Genomic DNA, 18223 nt, shown 5'->3' with positions numbered 1-18223 from the left:
TTTCCGTTACCGAACGTCTACAAGGATCGGCTTAGCGCTGTATGCGGCCGCCGATTGAACTAGGGTGGAACCACGGGTCATTAACAAGCACTCGTCCCTTCGCGGGGATGCGTGCTTTTTTATTTGGGCGCGCACGTCCGCAGCAAACAATTTCCGTATGGGAGGACGAACAATCATGAGCATTCAAGTCAAGCTGCCGGACGGCGCAGTCCGGGAATACGAGCAAGGCACGACGATCGAAGACGTAGCGGGATCGATCAGTACGGGTCTGCGGAAGAACGCGGTCGCAGGCAAAATCGACGGGAAGGTCGTCGACCTCTATACGCCGATCGATGCGGATGCTCTGCTTGAGATCGTTACGCTGGATTCCGCCGACGGTCTCGAAGTCTACCGCCACAGCACGGCGCATTTGATGGCGCAGGCGATCAAACGGCTCTATCCGGAGCGCAACGTAAAGCTCGGCATCGGTCCGGTCATCGAGGACGGCTTCTATTACGACATCGATATGGACGAGACGATGACGGCCGAAGATCTCGAGAAAATCGAGAAAGAAATGGAACGCATCGTGAAGGAAGATCTGCCGATCCGCCGCCGCGTCGTCAGCCGCGACGAAGCAGTCGCCATCTTCACCGAAATCAACGATCCGCTGAAGCTGGAGCTGATCCGCGACCTGCCGCAGGACGTGCAGCTTACGATCTACGACCAAGGCGAATTCTTCGACCTCTGCCGCGGGCCGCATCTGCCGTCGACCGGCCGGATTAAGGCGTTCAAGCTGCTGAGCATCGCGGGCGCATACTGGCGCGGCGATTCCAAGAACAAGATGCTGCAGCGCATCTACGGCACGGCGTTTCCGAAGAAAGCGCAGCTCGACGAGCATCTGCACTTCCTGGAAGAAGCGAAGAAGCGCGATCACCGCAAACTCGGTAAGGAGCTGAAAATGTTCACGTTCTCCCGCGAAGTCGGCCAAGGCTTGCCGCTGTGGCTGCCGAACGGCGCGCGCGTGCGCAGAACGATGGAACGCTACATCGTCGATCTTGAAGAACGCCTGGGTTACCAGCACGTGTATACGCCGGTATTGGCGAACGTGGAACTGTACAAGACGAGCGGCCACTGGGAACACTACAGCGAGGACATGTTCCCCATGATGGTCATGGACAACGAGGAACTCGTGCTCCGTCCGATGAACTGCCCGCATCATATGATGGTGTTCAAGAGCGAGATGCGCTCGTACCGCGATCTGCCGGTCCGCGTCGCCGAGCTCGGAACGATGCACCGCTACGAGATGTCCGGCGCGCTGACAGGTCTGCACCGCGTGCGCGCGATGACGCTCAACGACGCGCATATCTTCGCCCGCCCGGATCAGATCAAAGAAGAATTCGGCCGCGTTATCGCCTTGATCCGCCAGGTCTACGAGGACTTCGGCATCAAGGACTACCGTTTCCGCCTGTCGTACCGCGATCCGCAGGATACGGAGAAGTATTTCCAGAACGACGAGATGTGGGAAATGTCGCAGCGGATGCTGCGCGAAGTCGTCGAGGAGCTGGGCTTGCCGTTCTTCGAGGCGGAAGGCGAAGCCGCATTCTACGGTCCGAAGCTGGACGTCCAGATCAAGACGGCGCTTGGCAAGGAAGAGACGCTCTCCACGGCGCAGCTGGACTTCCTGCTGCCGGAGCGCTTCGAGCTGGAGTACGTCGGCGACGACGGCAAGAAACACCGTCCGGTCGTTATTCATCGCGGCATCATCAGCACGATGGAGCGCATGACCGCGTTCCTGCTGGAGAACTTCGCAGGCGCGCTGCCGCTTTGGCTGTCGCCGATTCAAGCGAAGATCATTCCGGTATCGACGGCATACGAGGGGTACGCGCGCGAGCTCGAAGAGAAGCTGCAGTTGGCCGGCATCCGCGTCGAGTCCGATCTGCGCAACGAGAAGCTCGGCTATAAAATCCGGGAAGCGCAGCTGGAGAAAGCGCCTTACATGCTCGTCGTCGGCGAGAACGAAGCGCAGTCGGAATCCGTATCCGTGCGCAAGCGCGGCGAGGGCGACCTCGGCTCCAAGCCGGTAGCCGAATTGATCGCGATGCTGCAGAACGAAATCGCGACGAAGCAAATCTAATCGCAGACATCGACCATGGCGCATGGCGCGCCGCATAAAGCTTGTCGTCATAGGGTATCCTTCGTGTTAAGGAGGCTTACAAACCCTAATGACGACAAGCTTTTTATCGCTTCATCGCCTTTTATTGTCATGCGTTGCAGCGCTTCTGCTGTTCAGCCAACTAGTGCCGGGCGGGTGCGGGGCGGCAGGCGCCGCAGGCAATAAGCCGGGCAATTCCGGAAAGAAGGACGATTTCGGGATCGCGGCGATGTCATTCGAATCGACAAAGGACCTTCATCATATGCAAGTCACCGCTACCGGATATACGGCTGGCGTGGAGTCCACCGGCAAACGGCCGGGGCATCCGCTTTACGGCATCACTTATTCCGGCGTCAAGGTGCGCCGAAGCTTCGTCTCCACGATCGCTGCGGATCCCAAGGTGTTTCCGATCGGGACGGTGCTCTACATACCGGGCTATGGTTACGGTATCGTAGCGGATACGGGATCGGCCATTAAAGGCAGGAAAATCGACCTTTATTTTGAAACGAGGAAGCAGGTCTTCAAGCAATGGGGCAAGCGCAAAGTAACGGTATACGTGTTGAAACGGGGCAACGGCAAGTTGACCGAAGCCCGGGTGACCAAGCTGAACGAGGCAGTCACTGCGGAGAAGACGCTGCCGCTATCCGTGCTTGAGTCCTAGAAAGAGATACGGGAAGGTTTGACGATCCTTGTTGAACCTTCTCTTTTTTTTACAGATTTCCTGTGCTACAATAAATGTAAACGTTATCATTTAGTAACTGGGGGCGGTTATTAGTGAATGGCGATCAGAGTCCGATAGACCAAGTGAACGATTTGGTATCGCCAAAATTCGACTTGATGGAAGACAAGCTGCTGCAGCTTTACAATTCGATGATCGTGGTGGCTATGTCGAACGTGCGCAATCAATCGGACGCGCAGGATGCCGTGCAGGAAGCTTGGGTGCGTATATTGACGAAGCACAGGACGCTGCGGGAACGCGATAAGTTGGATGCCTGGGCCAAGGTGATAACGGCCAATACGGCAAGGACCATCAATAAACAGTCCCGCATGACCTACCCGCTCGGCGATCGAGATCCTGGGGCGGAGGAGCTGTATTGCCGCCGGGACGAGCATCGGATTATGATGGAGATCCGGGAGCTGCTGGAATCGCTCGACTCCCGCACGAGGGCGCTGCTGCTGTACAAGTTCTATTACGGGTACAGGGATCAGGAAATCGCGGCGGCATGGCAAGTGCCCATCGGTACGATCAAAGCTCGGATTCATCGCACAAAGCATCGGCTGCGGCAATGGATGTCCTACTAAGAAATACGCACGGATTCCCTTCTTTGGGCTTACATAAACGCTTTGCGGGCCTGCCATACTAAGTGACGTACGGGAGGTGAGCAGCAATGGCGAAAAACAAAAACAATAAATTCAACGCGCAGAAATCCAACTACAACGCTGAATTTGCATCCGAGAACGCGGCAAACTCAGCTAACGCATCGACGAAAGCCGCTTCGCAAAAAGCGGAAAAATAACGAAAGCCGCCTGCGGCTTAGGAGAGGGACCCTGAAGCGGTCCCTCTTTTCTTATGTAATGGGCATGATGGACGTGAGTAGTGCGAGTTGGGAGCGCTCGACTGGAGATGGACCCGAATGCTCTGTCGCGGGATTTGAGCGGAATTGGACAGGAATTCAATGCCAAAGCGACCCCTCGTGTTATGGGATCTGACATCATCGTCAAATATTTGCCACTTCTTTCAAATAAAAAATGGTTTTCAAACGAAAGATGATCATGTAAGATAGTTCTTGTAACTATACATGACATGCATGCGAGGGGAGAGGCATTATTATGACGGATCCTATTTCATACATCCCGCCTTCTCGTTTGAAACATCGTAAGGCTGCGGAAGTCATTCCTTTCCTGAGCACTTATATCGCCAAGAGGGAACAAGAGATCGCGGAGATCGAGCAGATGGTGGAGCGCTACGAGAGACGCCGTTTGCAGGAAGAACGCACCTATCAATCCATGTCGACGCTGCGCCGCCTCCTGTCCGGCAAGAAGCCTGCGCATCATGTGGCCGTCGAATACATACATTACGTCAAGCGCCCGATGGAGAAGGTGCGTTTGCTTCGGCTTGAAATCGAGCAGGCGCGCAAAATATTGAATACATCCGATCCGTCGGAAATCATCACCGTCTCCAGCGAGATGGAAGACGAACTGAATTAACCGTTCGGCCGCCCTCGTGAGGGCGGTTTTTTTGCGTGCGCTCATAAGAAAAAGTAAAGCCTCCATTTTCAAGCAGGACCGAGGTCGCTGCAAGCAATGGAGGCTCAAGTATAGAAGGAGAGGCATGGCTATTGGCGCGATTTGAGCTGCTCGACGTCCAAGAAGTCGTGATCCTGATTATAAGCGGGTACGCCGTGTATGCCGACGTCGAGTCCGATCAGTTCCTCGTCTTTGGAGACGCGGACCGGCATGACCCGTTTGATTAGCATTAGCACGAGCCATGTCAACGCGAAGCCCCATACGCTTACGATGGCCAGCCCCAGCGCCTGCACGCCGAGCAGCTTCAAGCCGCCGCCGTAAAACAGCCCGGAATATTCCAGGCCGACGCCTTTGACCAATTCCGGCTTCGCGAAGAGTCCGACTGCCAGCGTTCCGAGCGAACCGCTGGCGCCATGTACCGCGAAAGCTCCCACCGGATCGTCGATTCCTTTGTTCTCGAGCAGTTCCGTGACCAGTACCATGACGATTCCGCAGACGGCGCCGATCAGCATGGCCGCCCCGTCCGGGACGAACGAGCAGCCGGCCGTAATGCCGACTAGTCCGGCCAAGGAGCCGTTGATGACCATCGGAGGGTCGGCTTTCTTATAGCGGAACATCGTGAACAGGATGCATCCGGCACCGCCTGCTGCCGCGGACAGCATGGTCGTGACCGCGATATGCCCGATGGAACCGCTCGTGGCATTCAGGGTGCTGCCGGAGTTGAAGCCGAACCAGCCGAACCAGAGAATGAATGCGCCGACGGATGCGAGCGGCAAATTCGAAGGAGGAACGATATTGCTCTTTCCTTCCGGCGTGAATTTCCCGATTCGAGGTCCGATGAAGATGGCGGCTGCCAGCGCGGCGAAACCGCCGAGCGCGTGGATGACGGCGGAGCCCGCGAAGTCGATCATGCCGAGTTTGCCGAGCCAACCGCCGACTCCCCATACCCAGTGGCCCGCGACCGGATAAATAAGGCCCGTCATAGCTATGGCATAGAGGATATAGGCTCTGAAATGGATGCGCTCCGCGACCGCCCCGGATACGATGGAGATGACCGCGATGACGAAGGCGCATTGGAAGAGCCAGTACGTCTCGTTCGAGATATTCAATTGAATGTGGGATAAGTCTCCCCGCAGCAAGAAGCCGGACGTGCCGATCAAACCGCCGGCATCCTTGCCGTACATGAGTCCGAAGCCGAGAAAGTAGAAGACGAGCGCGCCGAACGTAATGTCCACGAAAACCTTCATGATGATGCTGACCGCGTTCTTCTGTCTGACGAAACCAGCCTCTAGCAGTGCGAAGCCGCCTTCCATCAGGAGAATCATCGCGGCCGTCAATACGACCCAAATGGTATTCAACCCGACGGAGAGAGCTGCTACATCCATTATTTCCATCCCCTGTCTACTTTCCATGTTAGGTTTTATCTCTCAAACCTAGTCCGAAACCCATTATATAAGTGCTGTGTTAGTTATGTCAACGAATGAAGTGACAAGATGTGACACCGAATTGAAAGCGCTCCATTATGGCTTGTAGCGGTGTTCTATCCATGCTTCAGCCGCGCTCAGAACCCCGCTTGATGAAAGCTCCGTTATGCAGGAGAAGATAGCTTCAAACTCAGCCTCAAGACGTAGGAAGGGTCAATCGACAGACCCTTTTGCGCCGTCCGCGCCTCCTGTTATACTTGGCGTACAAACCTTGCATATTCATTCGGAAGCTGGTGTCGTCATGAACGGTAATTTTATTAATCGATTAATGTGGGGACTTCTCATCATCGTCGTCGGTGTCGGTCTCCTCTTAAGGCAAGGCGGTTATGCGGATTTCGATATCGGCGAGATCTTCTCCGTCTATTGGCCGATCATTCTTATGTTTATGGGCGTGCAGGGCTTGCTGCAGCGAATGGTATACGGCCGCGGCAGCGCATTCGGCTCGGGCGTGCTGATCGTGCTGGGGTTTTTATTCCTCGGGCGCAATTTGGATCTGCTCGTCTGGTCGATGGGCGATATCATGAAATTCGCCGCTCCGCTTGTCCTCATTATCTTCGGACTCTCCATGATATTTAAACCCAAATCGCGGAAAATCAACGAAGAAAAGCTGAGGGACGAGTGGAAAGCGTATACGTACGGTCCGGCCGACGAGGACGTAACCGTTCCGCCGGCACCTCCGCTTCACCCGGATCCTACCCGTCCTCGGACGGAAGACGAGATTCCGCAGTCGGCTGAACGAACGGACGCGTTCTCCGGTCCGGAAGAACAGGATCCGCGCATATCGAGGCCGAACCGAGAACAGGTTCCGGGCCCGGGTGCGGCCGAAGGGCCATTCGGTCAGCCTCCCGGCAATGACAGAGGCGAGCCGCTGGGGCGGCATACGCAGCATCTGCATAAGAGGCGAATGGACCGCTGGGAGAAGCATGCCATGCACGCGGCCAAGATCCGCGAGCGCATCGAGCGGCGGAACTCCCATCACTATCAGCGCCATATTCATCGCCATCTCCACCGAAGGGATCGCGTGGAGTGGTGGAATCACGATCCTAACGTCCAGTCTCGTTCGGGCTTTATCGGCGATATCTATCTCGGCCACGATTACTGGGAGCTTAAGCCGATGAACATTTCCCATTTTATCGGGGATACGGTGCTTGATCTGACGAAAGCGCAAATTCCGACCGGCGAAACGGTCATCAACATTTCTTCCTTCATCGGGGATGTGAAGATATATCTGCCGAACGATTACGAAATCGGCGTTCACGTGGTGACGAGCGCCTTCATCGGGGACGTGGCGGTGCTGGAGCAGAAGGAAGGCGGCATCTTCAAGAACATCGACGTCGAAACGCCGTTTTTCCAGGATACGGACAAAAAAATACGGCTGCACGTGAGTACGTTTATCGGCGATGTGCGGGTCACGAAGGTAGGCTGATCCGCGCATGATGGTTCGTTTGTTTCGAAATAGCAAATGGGACATGATCCTTCTCTTCGTCGCTTCGTCCGTCGTCTCGGTTCTGATCTGGGAGCTCGGCTGCGAGATGCTGACCGAGGAAAAGCTCCGGAACGACTGGTGGATCGGCGTCATCGCCATCTTCCTGCTCGTCAGCGCCGGCTTCGGATATTGGGCTGCCAAACGGATTCAGCGTCAGATCGACATGATGGTCATCGGGCTGAAGCAGGCCGCTCACGGGAATTACGGCACGCGGCTGCCGGAAGAAGGCACGTTCACGCCGGCTTTCCGGGAGTTTAACGATATGCTGGAATCGCTCGACGAGCGAACACAGTGGATACAGCGCTCCGGCGAAGAGCAGGTCATGCGCGAGGCGGCTTCCAATGAAGCGGCCGTGCTTGAAGAGCGGCGGCGGCTGGCGCGGGATCTGCACGATACGGTGAGCCAGCAATTGTTCGCCATTCATATGTCCGCTTCGTCGCTGCCGAAGCTGCTGGAGATCAATCCGGACCGCGCGGGCGATGTCATGGATCAGCTCATTTCTATCTCCTCCATGGCGCAGAAGCAAATGCGGGGCTTCATCGCGCAGCTGCGCCCCATGGAGCTTGAGGGCAGGTCGCTGCAGGAGGCGCTGGATAAATGGTTTCCGGACTACTGCCGGCAGAATGGCTTGCAGGGCGTGCTTGAGTGGCGCGTGAAAGAGAAGCTGTCGGACGCGAAGGAGCATCAGTTATTTCTCATTATCCAAGAAGCCATGGCGAATATCGTCAAGCATGCCGGGGCTCAAACGGCCTTGCTGACCGTGGCGGAAACCGAGCGGCAAATCGTCATGACGCTGCAGGACGACGGGGCGGGCTTCCGGGCGGATCAAGTGAAGCGGGGGTCCTACGGCCTCTCGACCATGCGCGAGCGGGCAGGCAAGCTGGGCGGCGATGCGTCCATCATCAGCAAGCCGGGGAGCGGAACGAGAGTCAGGGTCACGCTGCCGAATTACGTGAACAAAAAAGGAGCCGATCGAAACGATGAGCGCGAATGATCAATGGAAAATAATGATTGTCGATGATCATGATATGGTGCGGGCAGGGCTTCGGACGTATCTGATGCTGGATCCGAAATTCGAGGTGATCGCCGAAGCGGCGAACGGACAGGAAGCGATCGACATGCTTCGCGCGGGCATCGCGGGCGGGCCTCCGCAGCTCGTGTTGATGGATCTGATGATGCCGGTCATGGACGGCGTGGAAGCCACGAGAATCATGATGAAAGAATTCGCGCAGCTGAAGATCGTCATGCTGACGAGCTTTCTGGAGGACGAGAAGGTCGTTGCCGCCGTCGAAGCGGGCGCGGTCAGCTACGTGCTGAAGACCGTTTCCGCGGAGGAACTGATCTATGCGCTGAACGGCGCGGCCAAGGGAATGCCGGTCATGACGCATGACGTTTCCCAGGCGTTGACGCGCGGCCTGCGGCAGCGAAGCACGCAGGGGGCGGATGAAGGCTTGACGGACCGGGAGAAGGAAGTGCTGCTGCTCATCGCCGAAGGGATGGCGAACAAGGAAATCGCCGAAGAGCTCCATATCAGCATCAAGACCGTGAAGACGCATGTCAGCAATCTGCTGATGAAATGCGAGCTGGAAGACCGGACGCAGCTGGCCGTCTACGCGCATCGCAAAGGGTGGGTAAAGACGGGATAATTGTCAACGGGGCAGGGTACCTTAACGCTATACTAAGGCCAAGAGGAGAATGCCCGTTATGATCCCCCTTGAATCGAAGCTGGAATTCAGCGAGAAGGAATTTACCGAAGTGCAGAGCCTGCTGGAGGAGCATCAATTCGCGCTTGGCGGCAGTTGGGACTACGAGCACGGCTATTTCGACCGCAGCCTCGATGAAGCGCAGATGGTCTGGCTCCGGATGCCGTTCGCGGTCATTAACGGCGCGATCGACAGCGAGACGCAGGACTTGGACGCCAAGATCAAGCTGGGCCAGCCTTTCGTTCTGAAGCATGTGTACAATGAAGGGCTGGACAGCGAGGCGCAGGTGAGCACGCTGGGCGGTTTGATGAATCAATTTCAGGAGCCGCTGGATCCCGATGCCGAGGTCGAGAGCAAATGGATCACGAAGGCGAAGGACGTGCTCGCCGAAGTGGAAGGACGCCTGCTCCACTAGAGTTGATAGAAGGACCGCAATACCGGGTAATGCTGATTTATACGGCTGCCCGGTTTTTTTATTTGGCATTATAACAATTTTAAGTTTGATTTAAGGTAGATTGTGCAAGATAGAACTATAGAACAGCAACGAAACAAATGTAAGCAGCTTATCATGGGAATTCCAAGGAGGAGTTAAACAATGGACGACCAAAACAAAAAAAACGATTTCGACGATTTCTTCAAACCGACGAACAGCGGAAACGGTGACGAGAGCGGCGATTCCACCCATAAAGCGCACGACGCCAAACCGGAAGACGCCGAGACAGGCAAATCTTCTTACTACTATTCTTACGGACCTTTCAAGCCAGGCTCCGAAGAGGCAGCCGAGCAGGACGGTTACGGCCCCCGCGCCGCATCCGAATCTCGGCAGCAAGGACTGGATGCGCCGTCAAACGCACAGCCTAGCGCGGTAGAAGTTACGCCGCCGACGCAGCTGCGGTCCTTCGCTCCTTCGCAATCGGCCCGCGGCGGCTGGCAGCCCAAAGAAAAACGCCGCTCGCCGTTCAAGGCGATGTTCGCCTCCTTCCTGGTCGGCGTGATTGCCGTCGGATCGCTGATGTACGTATCCGATCGCGAGAATTGGTTCACGTCGGAGCAGGCGCTCGTGCAGCAGTCCAATACCGCGGACCCGGCGGTAGGCAGCGCGGGGGACAACGGAAGCGTCTCGACGGCGGCCGACGTGGTCAGACCTAACAACATCGCGCAGCTGTTCGAGAAAGCAAGCCCTGCGGTCGTGAAGATCGAGACCTTCACCAAGCAGCAGCAATCGGGCGGCCAGCAAGGCAGCATGGACGACTTCTTCAGCCAATTCTTCGGCGATGACGGCTCCGGCGATCAAGGCCGAGGCCAAGGAAACGGCGGACGGGACGATGGCAGCCAAGGCGGCCAAGGCTCCGGGGAATTGACGCCGGAAGGTATCGGTACCGGATTCTTCTTCGATTCGACGGGCTACATTCTGACGAACCAGCACGTCGTGGCGGATGCGGACGAGATTCAAGTCACCGTTCAAGGCTACAGCAAGCCGTTCGTGGCGAAGAAGCTCGGCTCCGACTATAATCTCGATTTGGCCGTACTTAAAGTAGAGAACACGAAAGCATTCCCGACGCTTCCGATCGGCAGCTCGGACAAAATCAATATCGGCGACTGGGTCGTCGCGATCGGCAATCCGTACGGATTCGACCACACGGTCACCGTCGGCGTACTGAGCTCGAAGGAACGTCCGATTACGATTCCGGATTCCGAAGGCACGCGCCAGTACCAGCATTTGCTGCAAACGGACGCTTCGATTAACCCGGGCAACTCGGGCGGACCGCTGCTGAACCTGAACGGCGAAGTCATCGGCATCAATACGGCCGTCAGCTCGCAGGCGCAGGGCATCGGATTCGCGATTCCGACCAGCACGATCACCGAAGTGCTCGAGAACTTGAAATCGAACAAGGAAATCCCGAAAGCGCCGGTACCGTTTATTGGCGCGACGCTGGCCGAAATCACCGAACCGCTTGCCAAAGAACTCGGCCTGAACAGCACGGACGGTTCGGTCGTATCGGATATCATGTACAAATCGCCTGCCTATATGGCGGACCTGAGACAATACGACGTCATTTCCGGCATCGACGGCAAGAAATATAACCGCGAGGATCTGATTGCGACCATTCAGAAGAAGAAAGTCGGCGATGTCGCCACGCTGAACATTATCCGTAACGGGCAGAAGATGGATTTGAAAGTGACGATCGGCAACAAGAACGATTTTGCGACGCAGCAGCAGTAACGCTCGAACGAACGAATGATATTCGCTCCCATGGGGCGCAGGGCAGCTTGACGGCTGATCTTGCGCCCCTTTATTTGGGATTTTGCGGGCGAAATGGTTTCGTGCCGGAAATGGTTTGCGCTATAATGAAGGCAGTTTTTTTGCAATGGGAGACATTAGACGTTGGGGGTAAGCCATGAGACCGCATATATTAGTAGTGGATGACGACGAGAAAATCACCTCCTTGCTCCGGCGAAGCCTCGCATTCGAAGGCTACGAGGTAACGACCGCGAATAACGGCATCGAAGGCTTGAAGCAAATGCTGGCCAGCGATCCGAATCTGCTGATCCTGGACGTGATGATGCCGCAGGTGGACGGCTGGGAAGTGTGCCGGCGCGTACGGGAAGGCGGCAGCTCCGTTCCGATTCTGATGCTCACCGCGAAGGACGATATCCAGGACCGCGTTCGCGGGCTCGATCTCGGAGCCGACGATTATTTGGTGAAGCCGTTCGCGCTCGAAGAGCTGCTTGCCCGCGTCAGGGCGCTGCTTCGCCGCAAGCCGGATAAGCTGGAGGAAAGCTCGAGCCGTCTGCAGTTCGAGGATTTGACGCTGGACTTGGATTCCAGGGAAGCGATCCGCAGCGGGCGCCGAATCGATCTGACGGCCAAGGAGTTCGATCTGCTGCAACTGCTGATGCAGAATCCGCGCCGCGTGCTGACGCGCGATTCCATCATGGACAAAATCTGGGGCTTCGATTACAGCGGCGAGTCTAACGTGCTCGAAGTGTACATCGCGATGCTCCGCCAGAAGACGGAGGACGGCTCGGGTTCGCGGCTCATTCAAACCGTGCGCGGTACGGGCTACGTGCTCCGGGGCGAAGGGGGCTGACCCGATGTCGATCCGGCTTCGACTAACCCTTTGGTACTCCGCGCTGCTGACCGTGACGTTGTGCATTTTCAGCCTCTCCATCTATCTGTTCGTCAACTATAATTCGTACCGGGACGTAAAGACGGAGATTCAGGACCAGCTCCGGCAGATGCGAATCGTATCTTCCCTGAACTATTTCAATGGACTTAATCTCGATTTCGATAATCAGTTCGAAAGCAACGTGTACATCCAAGTAAAGAACTACACGAACGGAGATGTAGCCAAATCCGATAATCTGAAGCGCGCGAATAAACAATTCGCGGTTCCCGATCCGAATCAAAACATCAAAGAAGGCTATGTCACGCTGAAGCTGGATCAATATGAATTTTTGGCTTACCAGCAGCCGCTGCGGCTGAAGCAAAACAATCAGATCGTCGGTCTTCTTCAGATTGCCGTGTTTACGAGTCCGATCGACAATTACATGAAGAATCTGCGGACCATTCTGATCTTCGCTTCCTTCGGCGTTATCGTGATCGCCTTTACGATCGGGCTTTTCTTGGCGCGCAAGTCATTGCGGCCGATCGAGAACGTGATTCGGGCTGCCAAGAGCATTCAGAACGAATCCGATCTCAGCATGCGAATTCCGATCGCGGGCCCGAATGACGAAATCGGCCGCCTGACGGATACGCTGAACGGCATGCTCGGGCGCATCGAGACGACCTACAACGAACTGGACGATGCGTACAAAGCGCAGCGGAGGTTCGTGTCCGACGCTTCCCATGAGCTGCGAACGCCGCTCACGACGATTCGGGGCAATATCGAGCTGCTGGAGCGGATGTGGCCGCCCATGCTTGAGGCCGGAGCCGCAGGCGCGAGCGGTCTGGACGATTCCGGCTTATCCCGCGACGGCTATACGTCCCAAAGCGACCAGAATCGGATGACGATGACGCGGGAAGCGATGCACGATATCGCGGGCGAAGCCAAGCGGATGTCGAACCTCGTGAACGATCTGCTGGCGCTGGCCCGGGCGGATGCCGGCTACGAGATGGAGAAGACGACGCAGCCGCTGCTTCCGCTTGTCGAGGACGTGGCGCGCAGGGCGCAGCTGCTTCCTAGAAATGCGGATTGGAAAATCGGGAACCTAAGCGCCATCGAAAACGTACAAGTAAATGCGCACGCCGATTTTTTGCGTCAGCTGCTGTTCATCTTCGTTGAGAATGCATTCAAGTATACGCCGAGCGGTTATGTGGAGATGCGGGCGGCAAGGTCGCAGGATCAAGCCGGCATCATCATTAAGGATACGGGGATCGGGATGAACAACAAGGAAGTGCCCCATATATTCGAGCGCTTCTATCGGGCGGATGAATCAAGAGGCGAGACGAGCGGCACCGGACTCGGGCTGTCGATCGCCAAATGGATCATCGACGAGCATGGCGGCTCTGTCGAAGTATCGACGCGCGAAGGCGAAGGGACGACATTTACCGTATGGCTTCCGATTGCTTTCCTCGGCAGTGCGAATGAAGTATAATAATAGAACTGGGCATTTTGGCCCTGTCATTTTCGGATGGGGTAAGCAGGAAAGCAGGTGAGCATTTTCGATGGAAATTGTAAAAATTTCTCCACGCGGTTATTGCTACGGTGTCGTAGATGCCATGGTATTGGCTTTGCAAACGGCCCGCAACTTGGATTTGCCGAGGCCGATCTATATTTTGGGCATGATCGTCCATAATAGTCATGTGACTGAAGCGTTCAAGCAGGAAGGCGTCATTACGCTCGACGGCGAGAACCGGCTGGAAATTTTGGAGCAGATCACGACCGGGACCGTTATATTCACGGCCCACGGCGTCTCTCCCGAAGTCCGTAAACGCGCGAAGGAACGCGGGCTCACCGTCGTGGATGCGACTTGCCCCGACGTGACGAAGACGCATGATCTCATTCGCGAGCGGACCGCGGACGGCTATGAGGTCATTTACATCGGCAAGAAAGGCCATCCGGAGCCCGAAGGGGCGATCGGGGTCGCGCCGCAACACGTTCACCTGATTGAACGCGAATCGGATATCGACGCGTTGGCCATTCAAAACGACCGCATTATCATCACGAATCAGACGACGATGTCGCAATGGGACATCCGCCATCTGATCAGCAAGCTGCTGGAGGCATTCCCGGCAGCGGAGATCCACAACGAAATTTGCCTGGCGACGCAGGTTAGGCAGGAAGCGGTGGCCGAGCAGGCGGGTCAAGCGGAGCTGTGCATCGTCGTCGGCGATCCGCGAAGCAACAATTCCAACCGTTTGGCGCAAGTGTCGGAAGAGATCGCGGGCGTACCCGCCTACCGGATTTCGGACGTTTCCGAGATCGACCGCGGGTGGCTGATCGGCAAGACGCGGGTGGCCGTCACTTCGGGCGCTTCGACGCCGACGCCGCTGACGAAAGAAGTCATCGCATATTTAGAGCAGTACGATAACGACAAACCAGAGACCTGGGAGATTCGCCGCACGGTCAACATGGATAGATTGCTTCCGGCCATACGCGTGAAATCGGTTCAGTAAGTGAAAGGAGCGCAGGCCCAATGTCCTCACCGAGAAAAAAGCGCTCGATTAAACGTTGGCTGAAATATAAATATACGCAGTTGATGCGGGCCCCGGGCGGTCCGGCCATTGTGGCCCTTGGATTCTCAATCGGCATCTTCGTGGAAATGTTCACGCTCCCTACCTACGGGTTAGCGTTCTTCCTTATTTTCCCTCTTATTTATTGGATGGGGGCAAGTCTGGCCGGCGCCTTGGTCGGCTTCGTTTTCGGGAAAGTCATTTTCATTCCGGTGGCCTTCGTGAACAGCATGGTGGGCGGCGCGGTGCTGCCGAATCATATGCAGGTAGACATTCCGTTTCTGCCGCACTGGCTGAATCATGCGCTGCTCGTGAATTTGAAGCTCATCGTCGGCGGGGTTATAGACGGTCTCCTGCTGGGCGCCATATTCTATTTCCCGGTGCGGTTCCTTATCAAATACATGGCGGATAAACGCAAAGAGAAGCGCAAGCAGCGCCGCCTGGCTCTGGAAGCGAAGCCGGCGTCATAGTAATAGACGTAAAAATAGCGGAAACCGGTTCTTGACGGAACCGGTTTTTTCATTTATATTTACTTTAGCGATTAAAAGCATAAAAGCCACAAAGCGTCGAAGCTTAAAAGCGAACACGCGTCTAAGCGTGATAGAGAGGGAGTTATTCTATGATCGTCATTACGAAGAACAACGAACCGGAAGAGCGTATCTTGGAGATCGTTCAGCATATCGAGAGAGCGGGCGTGCAGGCGCATGTCTCGCGCGGAACGGATCGTACGGTAATCGGCATTATCGGTAAAGCGGAGCCAACGCTCGCCGAGCACCTGCGTCAAATGAAAGGCGTAGAGAACGTCATCAAAATATCGAAGTCCTATAAGCTCGCAAGCCGCGACTTCCATCCCGACGATACGATCATTGAAATCAAAGGCGTCCGAATCGGCGGCGATAATCTCACGATCATGGGCGGACCTTGCGCCGTCGAAACGCCGGAGCAGATCGACGAGATCGCAAGGCTGGTCAAGGCAGCCGGCGGACAGGTGCTTCGGGGCGGGGCTTTCAAGCCGCGCACGGGCCCATACAGCTTCCAAGGGGTCGGCGTGGAAGGCTTGGCGATGATGGCGGAAGCGGGCAAGAAGCACGGCCTGCTTACGATTACGGAAGTCATGACGCCGGAATATGTGGATGTCTGCTGCGAATACGCCGATATTCTGCAAGTCGGCACGCGCAATATGCAAAATTTCGACTTGCTGCGGAAGCTCGGAACGGTAAAAACGCCGGTACTGCTGAAGCGCGGCTTCAGCGCAACCTATGACGAATTACTCAATGCGGCTGAATATATCCTGGCGGGCGGAAATCCGAACGTTATGCTCTGCGAGCGCGGAATCCGAACATTCGAGTCTTACACCCGCAACACGCTCGATCTCGCCGCGATTCCTGTCCTGCAAGGACTCAGCCATCTGCCGGTCATCTCGGATCCGAGCCACGGCACGGGCCGGCGCGAATTGGTAGAGCCGATGTCCAAGGCATCGGTCGCGGCGGGAGCGAACGGACTCATTATCGAGATGCATACCGACCCGGACAACTCGATGACGGGGGACGGCGTTCAATCGCTCTTCCCGGATCAATTCGCGAAGCTGCTGAAAGAACTGGAACAGCTGGGGAACCTTGTGGGTAAGCGGTTCGATACGCCGAAGGAGCCCGCGGAATACTTCGCGAACTGGATCAAGTAATCGCCGCCAAGCGGCACCGTTATCGCATTTGCACAGACCGAAGCCGCCCTCGGGACAGGGCGCTTCGGTTTTTATTTTGCGCGAATTCCTTGACTATTTCGAAATTGAAAATTATGTGAAGTTAGCTGACAAAGAGGTCAAAAAATACCTTACATAGCTATTGACGAGATTTGACCCTTAATTCTATAATAACGACATAGTTTCAGTGCAGAAGTTGAACAATTATTGTCCTACACATCGCAAATGTTCGGAAATGGAGGAAATACCTAATGTCAGTTCAAAATGTTTTGAACACAATTAAAGAAAACAACATCATGTTTGTCGATTTCCGCTTTGTGGATCTTTCCGGCCACGCGCACCACATCACGCTTCCTGCCACGGAAGTGGATGCCGATACGTTTGTAAACGGCGTAGCTTTTGACGGCTCCTCGATCGCGGGCTTCCGCGGCATCGAAGAATCCGACATGGTTATGATGCCGGACACAGATTCCAGCTTCGTGGATCCTTTCACGGATCACCCGACATTGAACATTATGTGCAACATCCACACGCCGGACGGCGAACGCTATGAGCGCGATCCGCGCAGCATCGCCCAAAAAGCCGAGGAATACCTGCAAACGACAGGAATCGGCACGGCTGCTTTCTTCGCGCCTGAATCGGAATTCTTCATTTTCGACGACGTTCGCTACGAAAGCAAAATGAACACGTCCTACTACTCCGTTGATTCCGACGAAGCTGCTTGGAACACGGGCCGCAAAGAAGAAGGCGGAAACCTCGGCTACAAAATCGGCGTTAAAGGCGGCTATGTACCTGTAGCTCCAGTCGATGCTCAACAAGACATTCGCAGCGAAATGGTTCGCGTGATGCAAGAATCCGGCCTTCGCGTCGAGCGTCATCACCATGAAGTAGCTACGGCCGGCCAAGCGGAAATCAACTTCCGTTTCGACACGCTGACTAAAACAGCCGATAACCTGCTGAAATATAAATACATCATCAACAACGTTGCCCGCCAATGGGGCAAAGTCGCGACTTTCATGCCTAAACCGCTTTTCGGCGATAACGGCAGCGGCATGCACGTGCATAGCTCCATCTTCAACGGCGATTCCCCGCTGTTCTACGAGAAAGGCGCTTATGCAAACCTGAGCCAAATGGCTCTGCACTACATCGGAGGTATCCTGCATCACGCTCCGGCGCTGATCGCGATCACGAACCCTTCGACGAACTCCTTCAAACGTCTGGTACCAGGCTACGAAGCGCCGGTTAACCTCGTATTCTCGAAAGGCAACCGTTCCGCGGCCATCCGTATTCCGGTCGCTGCCGTTACGCCTAAAGGCTGCCGCATCGAGTTCCGTACGCCGGACTCCACGGCTAACCCTTACCTGGCCTTCGCAGCCATGCTGCTTGCCGGTTTGGACGGCATCAAACGTCAACTGGATCCAGTGGCTCTTGGCTATGGTCCTTTCGACAAAAACATCTACGATCTGTCCGACGAAGACAAGAAAGAAATCCGTTCCGTACCAGGCACGCTGGACGAAGCGCTTGACGCGTTGGAAGCTGATTCCGAGTTCTTGACTGAAAGCGGCGTATTCACGCAGGACTTCATCGACAACTTCGTAGCTCTGAAACGCGCAGAAGCGAAAGCTGTATCCATCCGTGTTCATCCGCACGAATACAGCCTCTACTTCGACTGCTAATCCGCACTTATCCGTTCCACTTTCAAGCGAGCTCTCAGCGAGAGCTCGCTTTTCATATGGGCATTTTGGTTCGAGAAAGCGTTTTTATCGCCTAAATCCGAATATTATGTATTAAACTTT

17 protein-coding genes are annotated in these 18223 nt (G+C 55.6%); 16 read left to right on the top strand and 1 reads right to left on the bottom strand.

Features of this window, described 5'->3' with window-relative positions; all coding sequences use genetic code 11:
* The first annotated feature begins 175 nt into the window (after window positions 1-175).
* The 5 genes from thrS (at window position 176) to GT003_RS12075 (ending at window position 4339) form a co-directional block, all read left to right on the top strand.
* Window positions 176-2113: a threonine--tRNA ligase gene (gene thrS / locus GT003_RS12090; protein WP_170312210.1), complete on the top strand. Its 1938-nt coding sequence runs from the start codon at window positions 176-178 to the stop codon at window positions 2111-2113.
* An 88-nt stretch (window positions 2114-2201) separates the two neighbouring features.
* Window positions 2202-2792: a 3D domain-containing protein gene (locus tag GT003_RS12085; RefSeq protein ID WP_161697881.1), complete on the top strand. Its 591-nt coding sequence runs from the start codon at window positions 2202-2204 to the stop codon at window positions 2790-2792.
* A gap of 113 nt (window positions 2793-2905) precedes the next feature.
* The gene (locus GT003_RS12080; protein ID WP_338045914.1) at window positions 2906-3433 is read left to right on the top strand and encodes an RNA polymerase sigma factor; all 528 of its coding nucleotides are present in this window, start codon (window positions 2906-2908) and stop codon (window positions 3431-3433) included.
* Between the two features lie 86 nt (window positions 3434-3519).
* The gene (locus GT003_RS32850; RefSeq protein ID WP_275589156.1) at window positions 3520-3648 is read left to right on the top strand and encodes a hypothetical protein; all 129 of its coding nucleotides are present in this window, start codon (window positions 3520-3522) and stop codon (window positions 3646-3648) included.
* A gap of 313 nt (window positions 3649-3961) precedes the next feature.
* The gene (locus GT003_RS12075) at window positions 3962-4339 is read left to right on the top strand and encodes a hypothetical protein (RefSeq protein ID WP_204798900.1); all 378 of its coding nucleotides are present in this window, start codon (window positions 3962-3964) and stop codon (window positions 4337-4339) included.
* Window positions 4340-4467: 128 nt separating this feature from the next.
* Here GT003_RS12075 and GT003_RS12070 read toward each other — a convergent pair whose 3' ends face one another.
* The gene (locus GT003_RS12070; protein ID WP_161697879.1) at window positions 4468-5763 is read right to left on the bottom strand and encodes an ammonium transporter; all 1296 of its coding nucleotides are present in this window, start codon (window positions 5761-5763) and stop codon (window positions 4468-4470) included.
* 340 nt (window positions 5764-6103) lie between these two features.
* Here GT003_RS12070 and liaF point away from each other — a divergent pair, with 340 nt between their 5' ends.
* The 11 genes from liaF to glnA all read left to right on the top strand — a co-directional run bounded on the left by liaF (window position 6104) and on the right by glnA (window position 18103).
* Window positions 6104-7288: a cell wall-active antibiotics response protein LiaF gene (gene liaF / locus GT003_RS12065; protein WP_239565803.1), complete on the top strand. Its 1185-nt coding sequence runs from the start codon at window positions 6104-6106 to the stop codon at window positions 7286-7288.
* 7 nt (window positions 7289-7295) lie between these two features.
* Window positions 7296-8342 (top strand): sensor histidine kinase, encoded by a 1047-nt coding sequence (locus GT003_RS12060; protein ID WP_161697877.1) that lies wholly within the window; start codon window positions 7296-7298, stop codon window positions 8340-8342.
* Complete coding sequence (locus tag GT003_RS12055; RefSeq protein ID WP_161697876.1) at window positions 8329-8994, top strand: response regulator; 666 nt, start codon at window positions 8329-8331, stop codon at window positions 8992-8994. The genes GT003_RS12060 and GT003_RS12055 overlap by 14 nt, the downstream gene beginning before the upstream one ends.
* Window positions 8995-9052: 58 nt before the next feature.
* The gene (locus GT003_RS12050; protein ID WP_161697874.1) at window positions 9053-9466 is read left to right on the top strand and encodes a YugN family protein; all 414 of its coding nucleotides are present in this window, start codon (window positions 9053-9055) and stop codon (window positions 9464-9466) included.
* A gap of 180 nt (window positions 9467-9646) precedes the next feature.
* On the top strand, window positions 9647-11275 hold the full coding sequence (locus GT003_RS12045) for a S1C family serine protease (RefSeq protein WP_161697872.1): 1629 nt from the start codon (window positions 9647-9649) through the stop codon (window positions 11273-11275).
* Between the two features lie 175 nt (window positions 11276-11450).
* A complete protein-coding gene (locus GT003_RS12040; protein ID WP_161697869.1) occupies window positions 11451-12143 on the top strand; it encodes a response regulator transcription factor in 693 nt (230 codons plus the stop codon).
* Between the two features lie 4 nt (window positions 12144-12147).
* Window positions 12148-13650, top strand: a complete 1503-nt coding sequence (locus GT003_RS12035) for a sensor histidine kinase (RefSeq protein WP_161697867.1) — start codon at window positions 12148-12150, stop codon at window positions 13648-13650.
* A gap of 70 nt (window positions 13651-13720) precedes the next feature.
* Window positions 13721-14671: a 4-hydroxy-3-methylbut-2-enyl diphosphate reductase gene (locus tag GT003_RS12030; protein WP_161697865.1), complete on the top strand. Its 951-nt coding sequence runs from the start codon at window positions 13721-13723 to the stop codon at window positions 14669-14671.
* A gap of 20 nt (window positions 14672-14691) precedes the next feature.
* Window positions 14692-15198 (top strand): DUF2062 domain-containing protein, encoded by a 507-nt coding sequence (locus GT003_RS12025; RefSeq protein ID WP_161697863.1) that lies wholly within the window; start codon window positions 14692-14694, stop codon window positions 15196-15198.
* Between the two features lie 149 nt (window positions 15199-15347).
* Window positions 15348-16409, top strand: coding sequence for a 3-deoxy-7-phosphoheptulonate synthase (gene aroF / locus GT003_RS12020; RefSeq protein WP_161697861.1), 1062 nt, complete (start codon window positions 15348-15350; stop codon window positions 16407-16409).
* 269 nt (window positions 16410-16678) lie between these two features.
* On the top strand, window positions 16679-18103 hold the full coding sequence (gene glnA / locus GT003_RS12015) for a type I glutamate--ammonia ligase (RefSeq protein WP_161697859.1): 1425 nt from the start codon (window positions 16679-16681) through the stop codon (window positions 18101-18103).
* Window positions 18104-18223 lie beyond the last annotated feature (120 nt).

This window comes from Paenibacillus sacheonensis (assembly GCF_009909195.1).
In the GTDB taxonomy this organism is placed as follows: domain Bacteria; phylum Bacillota; class Bacilli; order Paenibacillales; family Paenibacillaceae; genus Paenibacillus_Z; species Paenibacillus_Z sacheonensis.
Note: the sequence above shows the minus strand (reverse complement) of the source record. Positions and strands in the feature narration are given on the sequence as shown.

What these genes read in the sequence shown, in the direction of transcription:
- GT003_RS12085 (WP_161697881.1), top strand. Translation starts at nt 2,202, where the DNA reads ATGACGACAAGCTTTTTATCGCTTCATCGCCTTTTATTGTCATGCGTT.
- aroF (WP_161697861.1), top strand. Translation starts at nt 15,348, where the DNA reads ATGATCGTCATTACGAAGAACAACGAACCGGAAGAGCGTATCTTGGAG.
- thrS (WP_170312210.1), top strand. Translation starts at nt 176, where the DNA reads ATGAGCATTCAAGTCAAGCTGCCGGACGGCGCAGTCCGGGAATACGAG.
- GT003_RS12035 (WP_161697867.1), top strand. Translation starts at nt 12,148, where the DNA reads ATGTCGATCCGGCTTCGACTAACCCTTTGGTACTCCGCGCTGCTGACC.
- GT003_RS32850 (WP_275589156.1), top strand. Translation starts at nt 3,520, where the DNA reads ATGGCGAAAAACAAAAACAATAAATTCAACGCGCAGAAATCCAACTAC.
- GT003_RS12075 (WP_204798900.1), top strand. Translation starts at nt 3,962, where the DNA reads ATGACGGATCCTATTTCATACATCCCGCCTTCTCGTTTGAAACATCGT.
- liaF (WP_239565803.1), top strand. Translation starts at nt 6,104, where the DNA reads ATGAACGGTAATTTTATTAATCGATTAATGTGGGGACTTCTCATCATC.
- GT003_RS12050 (WP_161697874.1), top strand. Translation starts at nt 9,053, where the DNA reads ATGATCCCCCTTGAATCGAAGCTGGAATTCAGCGAGAAGGAATTTACC.
- GT003_RS12060 (WP_161697877.1), top strand. Translation starts at nt 7,296, where the DNA reads ATGATGGTTCGTTTGTTTCGAAATAGCAAATGGGACATGATCCTTCTC.
- GT003_RS12030 (WP_161697865.1), top strand. Translation starts at nt 13,721, where the DNA reads ATGGAAATTGTAAAAATTTCTCCACGCGGTTATTGCTACGGTGTCGTA.
- glnA (WP_161697859.1), top strand. Translation starts at nt 16,679, where the DNA reads ATGTCAGTTCAAAATGTTTTGAACACAATTAAAGAAAACAACATCATG.
- GT003_RS12070 (WP_161697879.1), bottom strand. Translation starts at nt 5,763, where the DNA reads ATGGATGTAGCAGCTCTCTCCGTCGGGTTGAATACCATTTGGGTCGTA.
- GT003_RS12055 (WP_161697876.1), top strand. Translation starts at nt 8,329, where the DNA reads ATGAGCGCGAATGATCAATGGAAAATAATGATTGTCGATGATCATGAT.
- GT003_RS12040 (WP_161697869.1), top strand. Translation starts at nt 11,451, where the DNA reads ATGAGACCGCATATATTAGTAGTGGATGACGACGAGAAAATCACCTCC.
- GT003_RS12025 (WP_161697863.1), top strand. Translation starts at nt 14,692, where the DNA reads ATGTCCTCACCGAGAAAAAAGCGCTCGATTAAACGTTGGCTGAAATAT.
- GT003_RS12045 (WP_161697872.1), top strand. Translation starts at nt 9,647, where the DNA reads ATGGACGACCAAAACAAAAAAAACGATTTCGACGATTTCTTCAAACCG.